The sequence below is a fragment of the Nonomuraea sp. PA05 genome, from assembly GCF_008086045.1.
Taxonomy (GTDB): domain Bacteria; phylum Actinomycetota; class Actinomycetes; order Streptosporangiales; family Streptosporangiaceae; genus Nonomuraea; species Nonomuraea monospora.
This window is the reverse complement of the sequence record NZ_VSEY01000026.1, coordinates 83,285-102,575: the sequence shown is the minus strand read 5'-3', so window position 1 is coordinate 102,575 and position 19,291 is coordinate 83,285. Positions and strand designations below refer to the sequence as shown.

Genomic DNA, 19,291 nt, shown 5'->3' with positions numbered 1-19,291 from the left:
GACATGCCAGGCGTCGACACGCTGAGCGGCCTGCTGGAGGCCGTCGCCGAATTCCGCACGGACGACTACGAGCTGCCGGTCGGGAAGACCGCGCTCGACCGGGCCAGACGCTCGCTGGAGGAGACGGGGCTGCTGCTGCTCGGCGAGGTGCACGGCGTCAGGGAGAACCCGCTGGTCGTCCTCGGGCTCATGCGGGCACTCGACCTGACCCACCTCGCCCTCGAATGGCCGGAGAACCTGAAGCCACAGCTCGACGTCTACCTGTCCGACGGCACGGGGCTCGACCATCCGCTGTGGTGGCTCGGCGACGGACGCGTGACGGCGGGGCACTTCGCGATGCTCAAGGCCATCCCCGAGCTGTCCGTCACGCTGTTCGACGGGGGCATGTTCACCGGTGACTGGTCGCAGCGGGACGCGCTGATGGCGGAGCGGGTGCTGGCCGCGCGCATCGAACCCGCGCTGGTCGTGGCCGGCAACGCCCACACGCTCACCTCGCCGACCGAGCTGGGGCTGCCGATGGGGGCCTGTCTGGCCAGCGCGCGGCCGGCGGTGGAGAGCGTGCGCATCCAGTACGGCAACGGCAGCTACTACAACATCGAGCCGCGGGTGAGCAGGGGGTACGCGGCCGTGGCCGGGCTGTACGCGACCGAGGAGGAGCTGCTCGTGGGGCTGCCCGAGTTCAGCGAGGCGACGGTGCCGCACCTGCCCGTCGAGCTGCTGCGGGACCGGCTCGGCCTCTGAGCCCGTACGGGACGGGTGCGTCGGGTGCGTACTGTTGACTCGGCGCGCGGTCGTGGAGGGTGGATGCGGGTCGGGATTCTGGGGCCGCTGCGGGTGGCGGGCGGCGAGATCGGCGGCGCCCGGGTGCGTGCGCTGCTGGTGCGGCTGGCGCTCGACCCCGGCCGGGTGGTGACCGCCGACCGCCTGATCGGCGACCTGTGGCCCGGCGACTCGCCCGCGCATCCGATGGCGGCGCTGCAGTCGCTCGTGTCGAGGGCGCGCAGGGAGGCGCCGGGGCTGATCTCCTCGCATCCCGCCGGTTACCTGCTCGACGTGCCGCCCGGTGAGGTGGACGCGTGGGCGTTCGAGCGGCTGGTGCGCGAGGGTGACGTACGTGCGGCGCTGGCGTTGTGGCGCGGGCCCGCGCTGGCGGACGCGGCCGGCCTGCCCTTCGCGGCGGGGCCCGCGGCGCGGCTCGAAGAGCTGCGGCTCACGGCCCCGGCCACCCGCCTCACCGACGATCTCGACCGGAACGCCGCCGGGATGGCGGCCGAGCGGGAGGGGCGCACCTCCGAGATGGCGCCCAACCCGACAGGGCGCACCTCCAAGATGGCGCCCGGCCCGGAGGGGCGCGCCTCCGAAACGGCGGCCGAGCGGCGAGGGGTGGTGGTGGCCGAGCGGGAAGGGCTGGTCGGGGAGGTGGTGGCCGAGCTGGAGGGGCTGGTCGCCGCGTATCCGCTGCGCGAGCCGTTCCACGCGCTGCTCGTACGGGCCCTGACCGCGCAGGGCAGGCGCGCGGAGGCGCTGGCGCTCTTCGAGCGGATCAGGACGGCCCTGGCGACGGAGCTGGGCACCGACCCGGGCCCGGAGCTGCGGCAGGCCCACCTGGAGGCCCTGCGGGACGACGCTGAGCCGCCGGCACCCAGGAGCAACCTGCCCGCCAGGCTCACGCGCTTCGTGGGCCGCCGCGAGGACCTCGATCGGGTCCGCGGATCCCTGGCGGAGGCGAGGCTGGTCACGCTCGTCGGCCCGGGCGGCGCGGGCAAGACGCGCCTGGCGCTGGAGGCGGCGGCGGGGCTGGCCGTGCGCGACGGGGTGTGGCTGGTGGAGCTGGCCTCGGCCGCGAGCGTCCGGGCGGCCGTGGAGGGCGTGCTGAAGGCGACCGACCTGGTGGCGGCGCTGCGCGGCACCGCGCCGCTGATCGTGCTGGACAACTGCGAGCACCTGATCGAACAGGCGGCGCGGGTGGCGCGGTGGCTGCTGTCCGAGGTGGCGGGCCTGCGCGTGCTGGCCACCAGCAGGGAGCCGCTGGACATCCCGGGCGAGCGCCTGCACCAGGTGCTGCCGCTGCCGGCGGGTCCCGCCGCCGAGCTGTTCGCCGACCGCGCCGCCGCGGCCAGGCCGGACCTGGTGGTGACGCGGGCGGAGGCGGAGCGGATCTGCCGCGAGCTGGACGGCATCCCGCTGGCCATCGAGCTGGCCGCCGCGCGCCTGCGCACGATGCCGATGTCGGTGCTGGTCGAGCAGCTCGGCGACCGGCTGACGTTCCGCGGCGGCCGTACGTCGGAGCCGCGGCACCGCACGTTGCGGGCGGTCTTCGACTGGAGCTGGAACCTGTTGTCGGAGCGTGAGCGGGAGCTGCTGCGCGGCCTCACGGTGTTCTCGGGCGGCGCCACGTACGAGGCCGTCTCGCGGGTCTGCGGCGGCGATCCCGACCTGCTCTCCTCGCTGGTGGACAAGTCGCTGATCGCGGTGTCCGGCGACCGCTACACGATGCTGGAGACCATCAGGCAGTACGCCGCCGCCGACCTGCCGGAGCTGCGCCGCGAGCACGCCCGCTACTACACGGAGCTGGCCGAGAAGGCGGAGCCGCACCTGCGGACCGGGGCGCAGCTCGCCTGGCTGGCGGTGCTGGACGCCGAGCGGGACAACCTGGACGCGGCGCTGCACCGCTCCGACGACCCGCTCAGGCTCATCCTGCCGCGCTTGCTGTCGTGGATCGTGCGCGGCCGGTGGCGCGAGATGACAGAGCAGGCGGCGGCGGTGCTGGCCAGGGTGGGCGCGGCGGCGCCGCCTGGGCGGGAGCTGGCGCACGGGCTCTGCGTGGTGCTCACCGGGGGCGGGGTGAGCCGGGTGGTGCGCGAGTCTGACCATCCGGCGGCGCTGAACGCGTACCTGCTGGGCGGCAGTTTGACGACGCCCGCCGAGGCGGTGGAGCTGGCGGAGCGGGCGGTGGCGCGGCTGCGCGACCACCCCGACGTGTGGACGCGGTCGGCGGCGCTGCTGGCGGCGGGAGTCACGCGGTTCGAGTACGGCGCGGTGGCGGGCGCGGAGGACCTGCTGGAGCCGGCGCTGGCCGGGTTCCGCGAGACCGGCGACCGGTGGGGGCAGTGGGCGTCGCTCTACTGGCTGTCCCTGGTGGCGGAGAACCGGGGCGACTTCGCCGCGGCGGTGGCGCTCGGCGAGGAGCCGGAGCGGCTGGCCGCGGAGCTGTCAGGGCTGGAGACGCCGCTGGGGCCGATGACGTTCCTGCTGCGGCTGGGGCAGCTCAAGGGGCGGGCCGGTGATCGGGAGGGGGCGGCGCGGGCGCTGGATCGGGCGTGGGCCGCCGCCGAGCGTTGCGAGGACCAGGACATGATCGCCCGGGTGCTGCACGCAAGGGCCGAGCTGGCGCGGCGCGGCGGCGACCCGGGTGAGGCCGCGCGGCTGCTCGGGCTGGCCATGGCGCTGGGGGTCGAGACGACTCCGCAGTTCGGGGCGTTGCTGCGGGTGGAGCTCGCCCGGGTGAGCGAGTCACCGGCGGCGCCGCTGCGGCGGGCGCTGGAGCTGATGGCGGGCTGCTCCGACAGGACCGTTCGGGCGGCCGTGCTGGAGGGGGTGGCCGAGCACCTGGCTCCGCTGCCCGCCGCCGAGCTGCTCGGGGCCGCGCGGGGGTTGCGCGGCGTCAGGGAGTCGGCGGATCCGCACGTCAACGGGCTGGTGGACAGGTGCGTGCGGGCGCTGGGCGCCGACGTCTGCCAGGCGGCGCTGGCGCGGGGCGCGACACTGCCCGAGCCCGAGAAGTACGCGCTGGGACGGCTCGCGCCCGCATGAGGAGACACGCGCCATCAGGGCTCGCGCCCGTATGAGGAGACACGCGCCTCAGGGCTCGCGCCCGCGTGAGGAAACACGCGCCATCAGAACTCGCGCCCGCATGAGGAGACACGCCGATCAGGGCTCGCGTCCGCGCGAAAAGGCGCGCCGATCATGGCTTACGGCCGCATGATGGGGCATGGCCGATTGTGGCGGATTCCTCTCCCCCGGCCGGAGCTACGCGCTTCCGGTTTGGCGGCGGATGCGCCAAGGTTAGGGCAACTTGCACCGCGAGGTAAGGAGAGCAGTGGCCAGTCCTGGCACCATCGACACTCGAGGCAGTGACTTCGCCCGACTAGCCCATCGCATAGCGGACGCCGGTCTCCTCGACCGGCGTCCCTTTTATTACGCCATCCGGATGAGCATCATGGCCGCCGTGTACGCGGGCGGCTGGGCTCTGTTCGTCTGGGTAGGCGACTCCTGGTGGCAACTCCTCGTCGCGGCTGCACTGGCCGTGATCTTCGCTCAGCTGGGCTTTCTCGCCCACGATCTCGGGCACCGGCAGGTCTTCAGGACGCGCCGCCCGAGCGACGTCGCCGGCCTGATCATCGGCAATTTGGGCGTCGGTCTCGGCTGGGGCTGGTGGACGACCAAGCACAACAAGCACCACGCCAACCCCAACCACGAGGACCACGACCCGGACGTCTCACCCGCGGTGATCGTCTGGTCGCAGGATCAGGCGAGGCGGAGCGCCGGCTTGCCTCGATTTATCGCGAAATATCAGGCTTTCTGGTTCTTTCCGCTGCTGACGCTGGAGGCCTGGCACCTGCACATCGCCAGCTTCAAGGCGCTGTTCCAGGGGACGGCCAAGCGGCCCGCCATCGAGCTGACGCTCCTCATCACGCACGTCGTGGTCTACTTCGGCGCGGTCTTCGCCGTGCTGCCGTTCGGCAAGGCGCTGCTGTTCCTGGCGGTGCACCAGGGGCTGTTCGGGGTCTATCTCGGCTCCACGTTCGCGCCCAACCACAAGGGCATGCCGGTGCTGACCAAGGAGGACAAGCTGGACTTCCTCCGCAAGCAGGTGCTGACCTCCCGCAACGTGCGCGGCAACCTGTTCACCGACGTGGCGCTCGGCCAGCTCAACTACCAGATCGAGCACCACCTGTTCCCCAACATGCCGGCCCCGAACCTGCGCAAGGCGCAGCCCATCGTGGAGAGCTACTGCGCGGAGATCGGCGTCGACTATCTCCAGACCGGCCTCATCGAGTCGTACGGGCAGGCCCTGCGGCACCTGCACGAGGTCGGCGCCCCGCTGCGCTGACCTCATCCATGGGCGCCCCTCAGCGGGCGCCCTCCTCCTCCAGCCGCTCGATCAGCCGGTCACGGCGGCGTTCGAGCCCGGCGATCAGCTCGACCTGCTCGTCCGCCTGGCTGATCATCGCCGAGATCTCCACCTGGTCGGTCGCGCCCATGTCCCTGATCTGGTCGCGCACCTCCTGGTTCTCGGCCCGCAAACGGGTGAGGTCCTCTTCGACCCGCTGAAGTTCGTCCTTAGTGCTCATTCAACGGCTCTACCCAGAAGAGCGTAGAGAATGAGGGCATGCGCAGGCCGTCACCCAGCACGATCGTGTCACTCGTCACCATCGCCGCCGTGCTGGCCGGCTCGTTCTTCGCCTTCGGCAACTCCGGCCGGCTCAACGCGCTGGACGTCGTGCTGCCGCTGATCGCCTGCGCCGCGCTGCTGGCGCGGCAGCGTTACCCGGTGGCGTCGCTGGTCGTGATGACGGTGTCCGTGGCGGCGTACTACCCGTACGCGGGGCTGGACGGGCCGCTCATCGTGATGCTCTTCGTCGCCCTCTACACGGCGGCCGACCGGGGCCACCTGGTCGCGGCCATCGCCACGGGCGCGGCGGCGCTGCTGGCCATGGGGCTCGGCGAGACCGGCGGGGTCAGGCACGTGGACGACAGCATGTTCCTGATGATCACCGGCTGGGTGGTCGCGTCCATCGCGTTCGGCGGGGTCACCCGCAACCGCCGCGCCTACCTGTCGGAGGCCCGCCGGCACGCGCTCGACGCCCTGCTGACCAAGGAGGAGGAGGCCAGGCGGCGGGCCAGCGAGGAGCGGCTGCGCATCGCCAGGGAGCTGCACGACGTGCTCGGGCACAACATCTCCATGATCAACGTGCAGGCGTCCGCGGCGCTGCACGGGATCAGGAAACGGCCGGAGGACGCCGAGGCGGCGCTGCGGACGATCAAGGAGACCAGCAAGGACACGCTGCGCGAGCTGCGGAACACCCTGGGCGTGCTGCGACAGGTGGACGAGGACGCGCCGGTCGCGCCCGCCGACAGCTTGGCGCGGGTGGACGCGCTGGTCGCGGCGTCCGGGCTGAAGGTGCGCACGGAGCTGTCGGGTCCGCTCGACGACCTGCCGACCGAGGTCGACCTGGCCGCCGCCCGCATCGTCAGGGAGGCGCTGACGAACGTCTCCCGCCACTCGGGCACGGAACAGGCCACGCTCACGATCGCCAACGCGTCCGGAAATATCATCATCACCGTGGAGGATGACGGGCCAGGCGCCACCTACGACGGAGGCAGCGGCTTCGGCATCCAGGGCATGCGCGAGCGCGCGACCGCGCTCGGCGGCACCCTGGAGACCGGCGCACGCCCCGGGGGCGGCTTCCGCGTCACCGCCCGCCTGCCACTGACCCAGCCGACGAACGGGGCCCGATGATCCGCGTACTGCTAGCCGACGACCAGACCCTGGTCCGCGCCGGGTTCCGGTCCATACTCAGCGACGAGGACGACATCGAGGTGGTGGCCGAGGCCGCCAACGGCGCGCAGGCCATCGACGGAGCCCGGGAGCACCGCCCCGACGTGGTGCTCATGGACATCCGCATGCCCGAGCTGGACGGCCTGGAGGCCACCCGCCGCATCGCGGGCGACCCCGCGCTCGACGGCGTCAAGGTGATCATCCTGACCACGTTCGACCTCGACGACTACGTGTACGGCGCGCTGCGCGCGGGCGCGGGCGGCTTCCTGGTCAAGGACACCGAGCCGGCCGAGCTGATCCACGCCGTCAGGGTCGTGGCCAGGGGCGACGCGCTGATCGCGCCGTCGATCACGCGACGGCTGATCGCCGAGTTCGCCGGCCGGGTCAAGCGCCCCGAGCCCGGCCCCGAGCTGAACGCGCTCACCGAGCGGGAGCGGGAGGTCATGACGCTGGTGGCGGGCGGCCTGTCGAACGACGAGATCGCGGCCCGCCTCGTGCTCAGCCCCGCCACGGCCAAGACGCACGTCAGCCGGATCATGACCAAGCTGCGCGTGCGCGACAGGGCGCAGCTCGTGGTCATCGCGTACGAGGCCGGCATGATCACGCCGGGCTGGCTTACTCCCTGAGTCGTACGCCGGCGGCCCTCGTGCGACCGGGGAGGTAAGGCGAGAGCACGCCCCGGCATGACGCGGCGGGCGCAGCCGTACCGGGAGGGTCTGCGGTATGGACATCGTGGACCTCGCCCGCCTGCAGTTCGCGCTCACGGCCGGCGCGCACTTCCTGTTCGTGGCACTGACGCTCGGGCTGGCGACGCTGGTCGCCGTCGTGCAGACCCGCGCCACCTTCGGCGGCGATCCCGTGCACCTGCGAATGACGCGGTTCTGGGGCCAGCTCTACATCATCAACTACGCGATGGGCATCGTCACCGGGCTGGTGATGGAGTTCCAGCTCGGGCTGTCGTGGAGCGGGCTGACCACGTACGCGGGTGACGTGTTCGGGTCGGCGCTGGCCATCGAGACGCTGGTCGCGTTCTTCGTGGAGTCCACGTTCCTGGGATTGTGGATCTTCGGCTGGAACAAGCTGAACCGGTGGGCGCACCTGGCGCTCATCTGGGTGGTGACGCTGACCGCGTACGCGTCGGCGTTCTGGATCATGGTGGCCAACGGCTTCCTGCAGAACCCGGTCGGGCACGTCGTGGACGGCGGCCGGCTGCGGCTGACGGACTTCGGCGCCATGGTGGCCAACCCGGCGGCTCAGGTGGCGTTCGGGCACGTGCTGTTCGGCGCGATGATCGTGGGCGGCTTCTTCATGGCCGGGGTGAGCGCGTACCACCTGCGCAAGCGCACCGCCGAGCAGGACCTGTTCCGCAAGTCGCTGCGGATCGGGATCGGCGTGGCGCTGCCCGCCCTGCTGGTCACGGCGACGTTCGGCGGGCTCGGGTTCGAGACCATGCAGCCCACGAAGGTCGCCGCCTGGGTGAACGACCCGGAGCGGCTGGCCGCCGCGCAGGCCGAGATGGTGGCCAGGTTCGGCCCGGGTGACTACCTGCCGCCCGTGGAGGCGGTGCAGACAAGCGGCATCACGATGATGACGCTGTTCGCGCTCATGCTGTTCGTGGCGGGGCCGAGCTTCCTGCTCATGCTCATCAGGCCCGTCGTGCGCGGGTTCAGGGTGTGGCACTGGCTGCTGACGCTGATGATCCCGGTCCCGTTCGTCACCATGCTGGCCGGCTGGGTCTTCCGGGAGATGGGCCGCCAGCCCTGGGCCGTGTACGGGCTGCTGCGGACGTCCGACGCCATGTCGCCGGTGACCGAGGGTCAGATGGTGTTCTCGCTGGCCGCGTTCGTCACGGTGTTCACGATCCTGATCGCGGTCAACTACTGGCTGCTGGCCAGGCAGGCGCGGCGCGGGCCCGGCGCGGTGGCGCTGGGCGACCGGCCGGTCGACACCCCCGTTCCTGCTCCTTCGTTCTAGGGGACGCTCGTCATGGAGATCTTCGTTCTGGCCTTCTTCGCGCTCGGTTACCTGGTGCTGGCCGGCGCCGACATCGGGGTCGGCATGGCTCTGCCGTACCTGGGCAGGACGGCGGGCGAGCGGCGCGAGGTGATCGCCGCGATCGCGCCGTTCTTCCTCGGCAACGAGGTGTGGCTGGTGGCCACGGCGGGCGTGCTGGCGGGGCTGTTCCCCACGCTGGAGGGCGAGCTGCTGCACGGCAACCACACCGTGGTCGTGACGCTGCTGCTGGCCTGGGTGGTGCGTGACATGGGGCTGTGGCTGCGCGGGCGGCTGCCGGGGGCGCGCTGGCAGGCCTGCTGGGACGGCGCGATCGTGGCCGGTAGCTGGGGCCTGGCGCTGAGCTGGGGCGCGCTGCTGGCGCACGTGCTGCTCGGCATCGAGGGGCCGGTGGCGTTGCTGCCCGCGCTGGTGCTCGCCGTGGTGTTCGGCACGCACGGGCTGGCGTTCGCGGCGCTGCGGCTGCGCGGCACGTTGCGGGCGCGGGCGGCGGTGCTCGCGGGCGGGGCCGGCGAGGGCCGCACGTACGCGCTGACCTCGGCGGTGCTGGTGGCCGTGGGGGTGCTGGCCGGGCTCCGGCTGCCGCTGGAGCCCGGCACGTCGGGGCCGCTGCTGGTGCCGGTCGTCCTGACTCTGATCCCGTTCCTGGTGGCGGCCCAGGCGTGGGTGTGGTGGACGTTCAGGCACCGGGTGACCGGCCCGTCCTATCTCTAGAAGAGCGGCACTCCGTCGCGGGTCAGCTTCCAGTTGGCGGCGGCGAAGCCGGCCGGGTCGATGGTGCCCTGGGCGGTGGCGTACTCGATCAGCGCCTGCCGGATCTCCACCTGCGCGTTGTAGAGCACGGGGGCGGTGGTGACGTGCGGGAAGCCGCCGCCGCCCGACTGGCGGTAGTTGTTGATCGCGACCAGGAACTCCTTGTCCGCCGGGATCGGCGCGCCGTCGTAGGTGAGGTTCGCGACGCGCTGTCCGGCGGGCTTGGCCACGTCGAGGTCGTAGGAGACGCCGGCGAGCTGGTCGTAGTTGTAGTCGGGGGTGTTGTTCGCGTTGGTCAGCTTGGTGACGTCCACCGGGTCGCCGGGCGCGAGCTGGTTGAAGTACTTGGCGGAGTACTCCAGGTAGTCCTTGATCTGCGCCCCGGTCAGCTTGACCGCCATCAGCGTGTTGTCGTAGACGTACAGGCCGGCCACGTCCCTGACCCGGATGTCACCGGCGGGGAAGACGGCGCTGCGGCTGAACGGCGCGGCGATCGACAGCACCGGCAGCGTGTTGTCCGGCAGCGCCCGCTTGACCGTCTCGATCTGCACGTGCTGGATGTAGTCGAGGATCGGCGTGTCCTGGTACGGCGACTCGGCGGCGGAGAGCTGCTGCGCCGACTTGGCCACGACCGTGTTGACGTAGCCGACCGTGGTGTCGTGCTGCGGCTTCAGCAGCGCCACGATCTTCGGATCCTCGGGGACCGTGTTCGTGTTGATCGTGGCGGACGACTTGCCGGTGACCACCCACTTGCCGCGCTGCTTGGTGAGCTGGAAGTCCAGCCGCGACAGGCGCTGGCCCCACTTGCCCGGCTCGGTGAGCAGCACCTGCTTGCCCGTGACCTTGTTGGTCACGAACCGCTGGGCGACCTCGTTGTGCGCGTGCCCGAACAGCACCGCGTCGATGCCGGGCACCTGCTCGGCAACCATCGCCGAGGCGTTCTCGACCGGCAGGTCACCGCCATATGACGACATGCCGTTGTCGCCCGCGTGCGCGGTCACGACGACCACGTCCGCGCCGAGGCTCCGGATGACCGGCACCCACTTCCTGGCCGACTCGACCAGGTCGGTGAAGCGCAGCTCGCCCTCGACGTTGGCCTTGTCCCAGATGGCCACGCCGGGGTTGGTCAGGCCCAGCACGCCGACCTTGACCGGCTTGTCGCCCTTGACCTTCATGCTCTTGATCACGAACGGCTTGTACGCCGGCAGCCCCGACCTGTCGTGCACCGCGTTCGCGCCGAGCACGGGGGCCTTCATCTGGTCGATCCAGGTGGCCAGCAGCGGCAGACCGTAGTTGAACTCGTGGTTGCCCAGCGTCACGGCGTCGTACCCGATGGCGTTCATGGCCTGAGCCATCGGGTGGGTCTCGCCGGTCTCGGTGATCGGCTCGACCTTGGCGTAGTAGTACGCCAGCGGCGTGCCCTGGATCGTGTCCCCCGAGTCGAACAGCAGCGTGCGCTCCGCCCCGCGCTCGGCCCTGATCTGGTTGACCAGCGAGGACACCTTGGCCAGGCCGACGTGGTTGCCCTGGCTGTCGGAGTAGGCGGCGTCCTTGAAGTAGTCCCAGTTGAGGGTGTTGCCGTGGAGGTCGGAGGTGCCCATGACCGTGACCGTGACGGTTTTCGCCGGCGCGGCCTGCGCGGGGAGTGCCACCAGGGCCAGCACGCAGGTCGCGGCGGCCCCGGTGAGGGCGAGCTTCTTGGTCTGCATGGTGCGGAGGTTAATCGGGACAAATCACTCATTGATTACACGAGTGATGAAATCTCGGATCAGTGCGGTGACCTCCTCCTACGAGGACCTGCTCGCCATCGCCACCCTCGCCATGTCCGCCTATCCTCAGGCGCGCATGGTCACAACGACTTGACCGAGGCGTCCTCCGGCGGGATCTCCGGCGGCGAGGCACGCAGCCAGCGGCAGCCGTGCGGGTCCATCGGCAGCCGCACCACGCCCTGCTCCGACACCTCCAGCGTCCCGTCCACCAGCAGGTCCGTGAGCAGGTGCCGCTCCAGCCCGTCCAGCCGCAGCTCCACGTCCTGAGCCGTATCGCACAGGTTGTGGGCGACCACCACCGTGGCCCCGTCGGCGTCGCAGCGGTGCGCGAAGACCGCCGGATGCCCCGTGTCGAGCACGGTGTACTCGCCCCACGCCAGCTCCGGGCACTCCCGGTAACGCTCGATGAGGAGCTGGAACCAGCGCAGCAGCGACCCGGTGTCGCGCTTCTGGCCGGCCACGTTCACCCGGTCGGGGGCGAAGGAGCCCTCGGGGATCTCGCGGACCGGCTCGGCCTGGCTGAACCCGCCGTCCTCTGACCACTGCATCGGGACGCGGACCGCCATCCGGCCCTCCTCCTCCAGGTTCTCCCCCATCCCGATCTCCTCGCCGTAGAAGATCACGGGCGTGCCGGGCAGCGAGAACAGCAGGCTGTAGGCCATCTTGATGCGCCGCAGGTCGCCGCCGAGCATCGTCGGCAGGCGACGGCGCAGCCCCCGCCCGAAGATCTGCATCTCCTTCTCCGGGCCGAACGCGCGGAAGACCTCCTCCCGCTCCTCCTCCGTCAGCTTGTCGAGGGTCAGCTCGTCGTGGTTGCGCAGGAACATCGCCCACTGGCAGTCCTTGGGCGGCTTCGGACGCTCGCGCAGCGCCTCGGCCAGGGGCGTGGCGTCGTTGCGCGCCAGCGACAGCCAGGCCTTCTGCATGCCGATGAAGTCGAAGCACATGGTGATCTGGTCGCCCAGCCCGTCACCGAAGTAGGCGATCAGGTCCTTGTACGGCACGTTGACCTCGCCGAGCAGGATCGACCCGCCCTTGCGCCGCGTCATGAACGCCCGCAGATCCGCCAGGAACTCGTGCGGGCTGGCCAGCCTGGGGTTGACGTTCTCGATGAGGAACGGCACCGCGTCCACCCTGAACCCTGACAGCCCCAGCTCCATCCAGAACCCGAGAATGCGCGTGATCTCGTCCCTGACCTCGGGGTTGCCCACGTTCAGGTCCGGCTGGTGGCGGTAGAAACTGTGCAGGTAGTACTGGCTCGAACCCTCGTCGTACTCCCAGACGCTGTCCTCCTTGTCCGGGAAGACGATCTGCTCGGGGTTGTCGGGCTCGGGCTTGTCGGACCAGACGTACCAGTCGCGGCGCGGCGAGTCCCGCCCGGACCGCGCCTCCTTGAACCACGGATGCTGGTCCGAGGTGTGGTTGACGACGAGGTCGGCGATCACTCGCAGGCCTCTGTCGTGCGCGGTCCGCATGAACTCCACGAAGTCGCCCAGGGTGCCCAGGCGCGGGTCGATGCTGTAGAAGTCGGTGATGTCGTAGCCGTCGTCCTTGTTGGGGGTCGGGAAGAACGGCATGAGCCATAGACAGGTCACGCCGAGCCCCGCGAGGTAGTCGATCTGCTGCGTCAGGCCTCGGAAGTCGCCCACGCCGTCGCCGTTGCCGTCCTTGAACGTCTCCACGTCAAGGCAGTACACGACGGCGTTCTTCCACCAGACGTCGGAGGTGTACGTCAGTCGCATCCGTTCCCGCTACCCCGGGCGGCGCTCCTCATGACATCGTTGCGGGAGAAGGGGAGGTAGCGAACATGTCGTTCACCGACGAGGAGATCGCCTACCTGCGCTCGCAGCCGCTCGCCCGCCTGGCCACAGTGGCCGGCGACGGGCAGCCCGACGTGGTACCGGTGGCGTTCGAGTTCGACGGCACGCACTTCTGGATCGGTGGCGCGGGCGCGCAAGTGCTGCGCACCAGGAAGTTCCGCAACATCGGCGCGGGTGGGGTCAAGGTGTCCCTGGTGGTGGACGACCTGGTGTCGCTGCAGCCGTTCGTGGCGCGCGGCATCCGCGTGTACGGCGTCGCGGACGAACCGGTGGAGCGGGCCGGCATGGTCGGGCCGGGCATCTACAGCCGCGTCACGCCGGCCGTCTCGTGGAGCTGGAACCTGTCCGGCGAGCCGGTGGGCGACACCTGGTACGACTCCCGCCGCGCCGAGCACTAGCGCTCCGACATGGCCGCCTGCCTGGCCCGCAGCGCGATCTCCAGCTCGAACCGGATGTCGGGGTCGGCGAGCTGGTCGCCGTACAGCTCTTCGAGCTGCCGCAGCCGGTAGCGCACGGTCTGCGGGTGCACGTGCAGCTTGGCCGCCACCTCGCCGGCCCCGCGCCCGTGCCGCAGCCACGCCAGCAGCGTCTCCGCCAGCCGGTCCTGCTGCGTGGGACGCAGGTGAGCAAGGGGGGCGAGCCGCACCTCGGCCAGCGCGCTGACCAGTTCCTCGTCCTTGAACACCACCAGCGTGGCCAGGTGGTCCTCGCACCTCAGCAGCCCGCGGGGCAGCACGCCGCGCCGGGACAGGTCGAGCGCCTCCCCCGCCCAGCGCAGCGAGGACGCGGCGGCGTCCAGGGGCACGGCGGGCCCGATGGCGGCGCGCTGCCCGCGCAGGGCGTGCTCCAGCATCTGGCCCTGGCCGGGCCCCGCCGGGTCGGGCACCAGCAGGCACGGCAGGGGCCGGCCTGGCCCGGCGAGCACGTCGGGCGGCAGCGGGGGCACCCGGCAGGCGCCGTGCTGGTCGTCGAGCGCCACGCAGGCCACCGTTCTGGGCAGCCGCCAGGCGGCGGCCTTGGCCAGGTCGGCGATGGCGTCCGGGCTGGCGGGCGGCTGGCTGAGCAGCAGGTCGAGCAGGCGGGCGCGGCGGCGCTCCATCTCGCCCGCCTCGTGCGCCCTGGCCTCGTCGTAGCCCTCGGCGGCGGCGTCGGCGAGCCGGTCGAGGTGGACGAAGACGGCCTCACCCAGCTCGCACAGGGATCGGGGTGACAGGCCGAGCGGGCCCGCGATCTCGGTCAGCCGCCGCCAGCCGACCCGCGCCCCGAGCCGCATCGCGGCCTGCAGCGGCTCCAGGTTGCGGCCCTCCGCCGCCTCCCCCTTGCCGATCATGCGGAACGGCTCGGGGTCCCACGGGGCGTCCGGGCTCTCGATGCGGTCGAGAAAGCCTTCGATGGCCTGCTCGACCGCCATGCGCACGACCTTGATGTAGATCTCGTCCGATGGCCGGGCGTACTCGGGGATGCGGGCCTGGATCTCCTCGATGACCTCCTCGGAGACCGGCCCGATGCCCGACCTGAGCGTTTTCACGATGTCCGCGGGTGTACGGCTTTCGCTGATGTCACTCTTGATCGCCATCGTCCCTCCTGCCGCCATTGTGTCCCAGGCAACAGAAGAATGTGTAGCAAACGCTTGTTTCTTATCACTTCTGGAGGAACGCGCTGAACTCCGCCAGGTCGATCAGGCCGTCGCCGTCCTTGTCCAGCTTGAGCACCCCCTCCTGGGCGGCCTCCAGCGTCACCGGCTGGCCGAGCACCTCCATCAGCCGGACCAGCTCGACGGCGGAGATCCGGCCGTCCTTGTCGGCGTCGATCAGGTCGAAGGTGGTGGCGAACTCGCTCATGGGGGGCACCTTTCTACGTCTCGATCTCGGGTCAGACCTTAGTGGTCACCTGTCGCAGCGCGTCGATGAATGCGAGGACTTGCGCACTCGCGTCCCCTTCGCGCCAGGCAATGGCCAGTTCCCCGGGAGGCAGCCCTGTAACCGGCCGGTACGTCATCCCCGGCCGCTTGTAGAGCGCGGCGTTCCCCTCGGCCACCAGCACCACCCCGAGCCCGCTGATCACGGCCTCGAACACCTCCTCAGGCGTGTTGGCCGTCACCCCGACCACCGGCTCGTCGTCGCGCGCGTCGAGCCCGAGCCAGAAGTCCCGCAGCGGCCCCGCCGCCCTCGGCAGCGCGATGAACGGCTCCCCGCGCAGCGCCTCGAACGGGATCTCCGCCAGCTCCGCCAGCGGATGATCGGCGGGCATGGCGACCCCGCGCCGCTCGGTCGCCAGCACGTGCGTCCGCAGCCCCGGCGGCACGGGCAGCCAGATGAACGCCACGTCGGAGGAGCCGTCGGCCAGCCCGCCGCTGGGATCGTCCCAGCCCACCAGCCGCAACGACACCTCCCAGCCCGGCATCGCCGCGCGGAAGCGGCGCAGCGCCTCCTGCTGCAACCCCCGGCCCACCGCCGTCTGCAGGCCGATCACCAGCGTGCCCGTGGGCGCCGCCGCCCGCGCCTGCTCCACCCCCGCGTTCCAGCGCTCGATCAGCTCGCGGGCGACCGGCAGCAGCACCGCGCCCTGCCGCGTGAGCGCCACCCCGCTGGGCACCCGGTCGAACACCTTGAAACCGAGCTGCCGCTCCAGCACCCCGAGCTGCTTGGACAGCGCGGGCTGCGACACGAACAGCCGCTCGGCGGCCCGCGTCACGTTCAGCTCCTCGGCGACCGCCACGAAGTACCGCAGATCACGCAGATGCACGTCCATAGCCACTGGTTATAGCAAAAGGTCTTGGACTCGGGACGGGGCGCCACGACAGGATCATGACCATGAAGACACGCACTCTCGGCAACTTGCAGGTTCCCGCCATCGGCTTCGGCGCCATGGTGCTCTCCCCCGGCGTGTACGGCGAGGTGGACGACGCCCGCGCCGAGGCGGCGTTCAAGACGGCGCTGGACGCGGGCGCCACCCACGTGGACACCAGCGACGCCTACGGCGCCGACGGCCACAACGAGCGCCTGGTCGGCCGCGCCATCAAGGGCCGCAGGGACGAGGTGGTGGTCGCGACCAAGTTCGGCCTGGCGATCCCGGAGGGCGAGGCGAGCCGCTCGTACCCCGTCGGGTACGCCTTCAACGAGCTGCGCGTCAACGCCGAGCCCCGCCTGGTGCGCGGCTACGCCGAACGCAGCCTGCGCAACCTGGACACCGACGTGATCGACCTCTACTACGCCCACTACCCCGACCCCGGCGTGCCCATCGAGGAGACCACCGGCGCGATGGCCGAGCTGGTGCGCGACGGGCTGATCAAGCACATCGGCCTGTCCAACGTGACCGCCGCCCAGCTCAGGGCGGCCCACGCGGTGCACCCCGTGACGGCCGTGCAGAACGAGTGGTCGATGTGGCGGCCGGTGGACGCCGAACTGCTCGCGGCGGCACGCGAGCTGGGCGTCGGGATCGTGGCGTGGAGCCCTCTCGGCAACGGCTTCCTGACCGGCACCGTGCAGGAGCTCGGCGAGGGCGACTTCCGCCACAACGCGCCCCGCTTCGCCGCCGAGAACCTCTCCGGCAACAACGACCGCTACGCCCCCATCAGGACACTCGCCGCCAACCTCGGCATCACGCCCGCCCAGCTCGCCCTGGCCTGGCTGCTGCACCAGGACGAGCACGTGGTGGCCATCCCCGGCAGCCGCACCCCGTCCCACATCGTGGAGAACCTCGCCGCCGCCGACGTCACCCTCCACCCCGACACCCTGGCCAGGCTCGACGAGGCGCTCGCCAGGTTCGAGGTCAGCGGCGGGACCCTGCTCTGATCAGATGACGGGCGTGAGCCTGCCCCGGACCGGGGTGGCGAGCCAGACCGTGGCGATCGCGGCGTACAGGGCGAGCAGCGCCGTCCCGGGGCTCGCGGTGAGCGCCGAGGCCGCCACGGCGACGCCCAGCAGGCCCGCCCAGCCGTACAGGATCGCCCGCCCGACCGGCGACCCGGTGTGGGCGGCCTCCTGGACGGGCGTGACCAGAGCCATGACGGCCGCGCCCGCGAGGCCGGCCACCTCGTCCCCCAGCCCGATGCCCAGCCCGAGCAGCGCCGCCCCGGCCGCCACCAGGCCCAGGCAGCCCACCGCCACCCGCGCCTCGGCCCCCTCGAACAGCAGCCGGGTCGCCCTGCCGCGAGCCAGCCGCACCATCGTCCACGCCTCGGCCACCCAGCCCACCCAGTGCAGCAACGCCAGGATGACGAAGACCGCGATGACGGGCGGGATCACCGGCAGCAGGAAGATCAGCCGCCAGCCCTGCGGGAACCTGCCGCGCAGCCACGACAGCCGCCGGTAGACCGGGTTGCGCTGCTTGAGCGCCGACACCAGCAGATCCCGCGCCGCGCCGAACCCGGGATCCAGCCTGAGCACCTCGCGGAAGCTCTCCGCCGCCCTCCCAGGCGCGCCGAACCTCAGCTCCGCCTGCCCGTACACGAAGTGCGCGGTCGGGCTCTCCGGATCGATCCGTACGGCGTGCGCGGCGGCGGCCCTGGCCTGGGCGGCGTCACCCAGGTTCGTGTAGGCCAGCGACGCCAGGCTCACCAGGTCGCAGTCCTCCGGCTCGATGCTCAGGCCGTGCAGCGCCGCGTCCACCGCCGGCTGCCACTCGCCTTTCAGCAGGTGCGCGCGGGCCAGCACCTCCCAGGCCGGAGCGTACTCGGGGGAGATGTCCAGGGCCGTCCTGATCGCGGCCACGGCGTCGTCCGGGCGGCGGGCCCTGTTGTACACCTGGGCGGCGGCGTAGTGGGGCAGCCACTGGTCGGGGGCGAGCCGTACCGACTCCTGCGCCTCCTCGACCGCCTCGGCCACCTGGCGTTGCTCGATCAGGGCGAGCGACAGGAGGGCGTGGCCGTCGGTGTGCTGCGGCTCCCGCGCCAGCAGGCCGCGCAGCTCCCGCTCGGCGTCGGCGGGCCGCCGCAGCCGCAGGAGCGCCCGCGCCCGCTCGATGGGGTCGGCGACCCCTACCACTTCGCCTTCACCCAGGGCATCAGCTCGTCCCAGGCGCCGGAGTCGTTGGCGTGCATGACGTAGTTGCGCGCGGTGCCCATCCACTCCCGCACCGCCGTCGGCCGCACGCTCCTGGCGGCGGCCAGCAGGTCCTGCGTGGTCAGCGGGATGGGGCGCCCGGCGCTGAGCGACTGCTGCAGCTTCGCCTCGACCGCCCGGTCCACCACCCCCTTCAGGTCCGCGCCCACGAAGTGCTCGCTCGCCTGCGCCACCGCGTCGTAGTCCATCTCGGCCAGCGGCTTGTCCCTGCACAGGATGCGCAGGATGGCCGCGCGCGCGTGCTGGTCGGGCGGCGGCACGAACACCGGCTGGTCGAGCCGTCCTGGACGGCGGAAGGCCACGTCCACGTACCAGGGGGCGTTCGTGGCGGCCAGCACCAGCACGCCCTCGTTGGCGTCCTGGTCCACGCCGTCCAGCTCGGACAGGAACTGGTTGACGAGCTGGCGGCCGTGCGCGCTGCGCATGTCGGAGCGGCGGCCGGCCAGCGCGTCCACCTCGTCGAAGAACAGCACGCACGGGCGGTTGCGGCGGGCCAGGTCGAACGTGGCGCGCAGGTTGCGCTCGCTGTTGCCGATGTACATGTCGAGGATGTCGGCCAGGCCCACGTTGACGAACGCCGCGCCGAGCTCGCCGGCCGCCGCCCTGGCCAGGTGGGTCTTGCCCGCGCCCGGCGGGCCGTACAGCAGGACGCCGCCGCCGGCGCGCTTGCCGAACGCGGCGAACATCTCCGGCTGCTGCATCGGGAGGAGCAGCTTGATGCGCAGGGCCTCCTTGACGGCGTCCATGCCGGCCACGTCGGCGAAGGAGACCTTCGAACGCTCCACCTCCGCCGTGGTCGTGTCGCCCGGGAGGGGGACGGAGGGGAGGAACGGCGACTCGGGGCCGGGCGGGGCCGGCGTTCCCGTGGCGGGCGGTGAGGGGGCGGGGCGGGTCGAGCCCGTGATCCGCGCCTCCAGCGCCGGGTCGGCCACGGACGCGTCGCGCGAGGTCGCCTCGAAGTACCGGAAGGCGGCCCGGCCCGTGTCCCCCTCGCCCAGCAACGCCCTGGCCGCCAGCACCCCCACGGCGGGCGGGTAACCCGGTGCGGCCAGCAGCGGCTCCAGCGCCGCCATCGCCGCCCCGAAGGCGCTCTGGCGGATGAACGCGTCCGCCAGCCCGGCGATCAGCTCCGGGTCCTGCGGGGAGAGCGCGAGCGCGGCGCGGAACTCGGCCTCCGCGTCCGCCAGGTACCCCTTGGCGAGGAGCTGACCGGCCAGGAGCCGCCGGAGGGGGAGGTTGTCGGGGGAGAGACGCGCCGCCTCGCGGAGCGCCTGAAGGCCGGCATCGTCGGGCACGTGCCGTTCCCTTCTG

17 protein-coding genes are annotated in these 19,291 nt (G+C 71.8%); 9 read left to right on the top strand and 8 right to left on the bottom strand.

Going from position 1 to position 19,291, the window contains the following annotated elements:
* Positions 1-3 precede the first annotated feature (3 nt).
* The 3 genes from FXF51_RS35715 (at position 4) to FXF51_RS35705 (ending at position 5,113) form a co-directional block, all read left to right on the top strand.
* Positions 4-741: a hypothetical protein gene (locus FXF51_RS35715; protein ID WP_148439130.1), complete on the top strand. Its 738-nt coding sequence runs from the start codon at positions 4-6 to the stop codon at positions 739-741.
* A 63-nt stretch (positions 742-804) separates the two neighbouring features.
* Positions 805-3,813, top strand: coding sequence for an AfsR/SARP family transcriptional regulator (locus FXF51_RS35710; protein WP_148439129.1), 3,009 nt, complete (start codon positions 805-807; stop codon positions 3,811-3,813).
* A gap of 397 nt (positions 3,814-4,210) precedes the next feature.
* Positions 4,211-5,113 carry a fatty acid desaturase family protein gene (locus tag FXF51_RS35705; RefSeq protein WP_148439128.1) on the top strand — a complete coding sequence of 301 codons (903 nt, stop codon included), beginning with the start codon at positions 4,211-4,213 and terminating at the stop codon, positions 5,111-5,113.
* A gap of 19 nt (positions 5,114-5,132) precedes the next feature.
* Here FXF51_RS35705 and FXF51_RS35700 read toward each other — a convergent pair whose 3' ends face one another.
* Positions 5,133-5,354: a hypothetical protein gene (locus FXF51_RS35700; protein WP_148439127.1), complete on the bottom strand. Its 222-nt coding sequence runs from the start codon at positions 5,352-5,354 to the stop codon at positions 5,133-5,135.
* Between the two features lie 38 nt (positions 5,355-5,392).
* Between FXF51_RS35700 and FXF51_RS35695 the strand changes: the two genes are divergently transcribed.
* The 4 genes from FXF51_RS35695 to FXF51_RS35680 all read left to right on the top strand — a co-directional run bounded on the left by FXF51_RS35695 (position 5,393) and on the right by FXF51_RS35680 (position 9,289).
* Entirely contained in the window at positions 5,393-6,523 is a 1,131-nt protein-coding gene (locus tag FXF51_RS35695; RefSeq protein WP_148439126.1) for a sensor histidine kinase, read from the top strand.
* The gene (locus tag FXF51_RS35690) at positions 6,520-7,188 is read left to right on the top strand and encodes a response regulator (RefSeq protein WP_148439125.1); all 669 of its coding nucleotides are present in this window, start codon (positions 6,520-6,522) and stop codon (positions 7,186-7,188) included. Before FXF51_RS35695 ends, FXF51_RS35690 begins: the two co-directional genes overlap by 4 nt.
* 97 nt (positions 7,189-7,285) lie before the next feature.
* Positions 7,286-8,536 (top strand): cytochrome ubiquinol oxidase subunit I, encoded by a 1,251-nt coding sequence (locus tag FXF51_RS35685; RefSeq protein WP_148439124.1) that lies wholly within the window; start codon positions 7,286-7,288, stop codon positions 8,534-8,536.
* Between the two features lie 12 nt (positions 8,537-8,548).
* On the top strand, positions 8,549-9,289 hold the full coding sequence (locus FXF51_RS35680; protein ID WP_148439123.1) for a cytochrome d ubiquinol oxidase subunit II: 741 nt from the start codon (positions 8,549-8,551) through the stop codon (positions 9,287-9,289).
* Here the strand turns inward: FXF51_RS35680 and FXF51_RS35675 are convergent.
* Both FXF51_RS35675 and FXF51_RS35670 read right to left on the bottom strand, forming a co-directional pair.
* Positions 9,286-11,037: a bifunctional metallophosphatase/5'-nucleotidase gene (locus FXF51_RS35675; RefSeq protein ID WP_148439122.1), complete on the bottom strand. Its 1,752-nt coding sequence runs from the start codon at positions 11,035-11,037 to the stop codon at positions 9,286-9,288. The genes FXF51_RS35680 and FXF51_RS35675 overlap by 4 nt on opposite strands.
* A gap of 140 nt (positions 11,038-11,177) precedes the next feature.
* A complete protein-coding gene (locus FXF51_RS35670) occupies positions 11,178-12,839 on the bottom strand; it encodes an alpha-amylase family protein (protein ID WP_148439121.1) in 1,662 nt (553 codons plus the stop codon).
* A 65-nt stretch (positions 12,840-12,904) separates the two neighbouring features.
* On the opposite strand from FXF51_RS35670, the gene FXF51_RS35665 reads away from it, so the two are divergent.
* Positions 12,905-13,315: a PPOX class F420-dependent oxidoreductase gene (locus FXF51_RS35665; RefSeq protein ID WP_148439120.1), complete on the top strand. Its 411-nt coding sequence runs from the start codon at positions 12,905-12,907 to the stop codon at positions 13,313-13,315.
* Here FXF51_RS35665 and FXF51_RS35660 read toward each other — a convergent pair.
* The 3 genes from FXF51_RS35660 to FXF51_RS35650 form a co-directional block, all read right to left on the bottom strand.
* A complete protein-coding gene (locus FXF51_RS35660; protein ID WP_148439119.1) occupies positions 13,312-14,493 on the bottom strand; it encodes a helix-turn-helix domain-containing protein in 1,182 nt (393 codons plus the stop codon). The genes FXF51_RS35665 and FXF51_RS35660 overlap by 4 nt on opposite strands.
* Positions 14,494-14,557: 64 nt before the next feature.
* Positions 14,558-14,758 carry an EF-hand domain-containing protein gene (locus FXF51_RS35655; RefSeq protein ID WP_187414748.1) on the bottom strand — a complete coding sequence of 67 codons (201 nt, stop codon included), beginning with the start codon at positions 14,756-14,758 and terminating at the stop codon, positions 14,558-14,560.
* A 31-nt stretch (positions 14,759-14,789) separates the two neighbouring features.
* On the bottom strand, positions 14,790-15,668 hold the full coding sequence (locus FXF51_RS35650) for a LysR family transcriptional regulator (protein ID WP_148439117.1): 879 nt from the start codon (positions 15,666-15,668) through the stop codon (positions 14,790-14,792).
* 62 nt (positions 15,669-15,730) lie between these two features.
* Here FXF51_RS35650 and FXF51_RS35645 point away from each other — a divergent pair, with 62 nt between their 5' ends.
* Positions 15,731-16,711 (top strand): aldo/keto reductase, encoded by a 981-nt coding sequence (locus tag FXF51_RS35645; protein WP_262380051.1) that lies wholly within the window; start codon positions 15,731-15,733, stop codon positions 16,709-16,711.
* Here the strand turns inward: FXF51_RS35645 and FXF51_RS35640 are convergent, their stop codons facing one another.
* Both FXF51_RS35640 and FXF51_RS35635 read right to left on the bottom strand, forming a co-directional pair.
* Complete coding sequence (locus tag FXF51_RS35640; RefSeq protein ID WP_187414747.1) at positions 16,712-17,902, bottom strand: tetratricopeptide repeat protein; 1,191 nt, start codon at positions 17,900-17,902, stop codon at positions 16,712-16,714. It lies immediately after the preceding gene.
* Complete coding sequence (locus FXF51_RS35635; protein WP_148439114.1) at positions 17,896-19,275, bottom strand: AAA family ATPase; 1,380 nt, start codon at positions 19,273-19,275, stop codon at positions 17,896-17,898. Before FXF51_RS35635 ends, FXF51_RS35640 begins: the two co-directional genes overlap by 7 nt.
* Between the last annotated feature and the right edge of the window lie 16 nt (positions 19,276-19,291).

Bases quoted from the DNA above. Each gene is read 5' to 3' on its own strand.
- FXF51_RS35715 (WP_148439130.1), top strand. From the start codon at position 4: ATGCCAGGCGTCGACACGCTGAGCGGCCTGCTGGAGGCCGTCGCCGAA.
- FXF51_RS35710 (WP_148439129.1), top strand. From the start codon at position 805: ATGCGGGTCGGGATTCTGGGGCCGCTGCGGGTGGCGGGCGGCGAGATC.
- FXF51_RS35705 (WP_148439128.1), top strand. From the start codon at position 4,211: ATGAGCATCATGGCCGCCGTGTACGCGGGCGGCTGGGCTCTGTTCGTC.
- FXF51_RS35700 (WP_148439127.1), bottom strand. From the start codon at position 5,354: ATGAGCACTAAGGACGAACTTCAGCGGGTCGAAGAGGACCTCACCCGT.
- FXF51_RS35695 (WP_148439126.1), top strand. From the start codon at position 5,393: ATGCGCAGGCCGTCACCCAGCACGATCGTGTCACTCGTCACCATCGCC.
- FXF51_RS35690 (WP_148439125.1), top strand. From the start codon at position 6,520: ATGATCCGCGTACTGCTAGCCGACGACCAGACCCTGGTCCGCGCCGGG.
- FXF51_RS35685 (WP_148439124.1), top strand. From the start codon at position 7,286: ATGGACATCGTGGACCTCGCCCGCCTGCAGTTCGCGCTCACGGCCGGC.
- FXF51_RS35680 (WP_148439123.1), top strand. From the start codon at position 8,549: ATGGAGATCTTCGTTCTGGCCTTCTTCGCGCTCGGTTACCTGGTGCTG.
- FXF51_RS35675 (WP_148439122.1), bottom strand. From the start codon at position 11,037: ATGCAGACCAAGAAGCTCGCCCTCACCGGGGCCGCCGCGACCTGCGTG.
- FXF51_RS35670 (WP_148439121.1), bottom strand. From the start codon at position 12,839: ATGCGACTGACGTACACCTCCGACGTCTGGTGGAAGAACGCCGTCGTG.
- FXF51_RS35665 (WP_148439120.1), top strand. From the start codon at position 12,905: ATGTCGTTCACCGACGAGGAGATCGCCTACCTGCGCTCGCAGCCGCTC.
- FXF51_RS35660 (WP_148439119.1), bottom strand. From the start codon at position 14,493: ATGGCGATCAAGAGTGACATCAGCGAAAGCCGTACACCCGCGGACATC.
- FXF51_RS35655 (WP_187414748.1), bottom strand. From the start codon at position 14,758: ATGAGCGAGTTCGCCACCACCTTCGACCTGATCGACGCCGACAAGGAC.
- FXF51_RS35650 (WP_148439117.1), bottom strand. From the start codon at position 15,668: ATGGACGTGCATCTGCGTGATCTGCGGTACTTCGTGGCGGTCGCCGAG.
- FXF51_RS35645 (WP_262380051.1), top strand. From the start codon at position 15,731: ATGAAGACACGCACTCTCGGCAACTTGCAGGTTCCCGCCATCGGCTTC.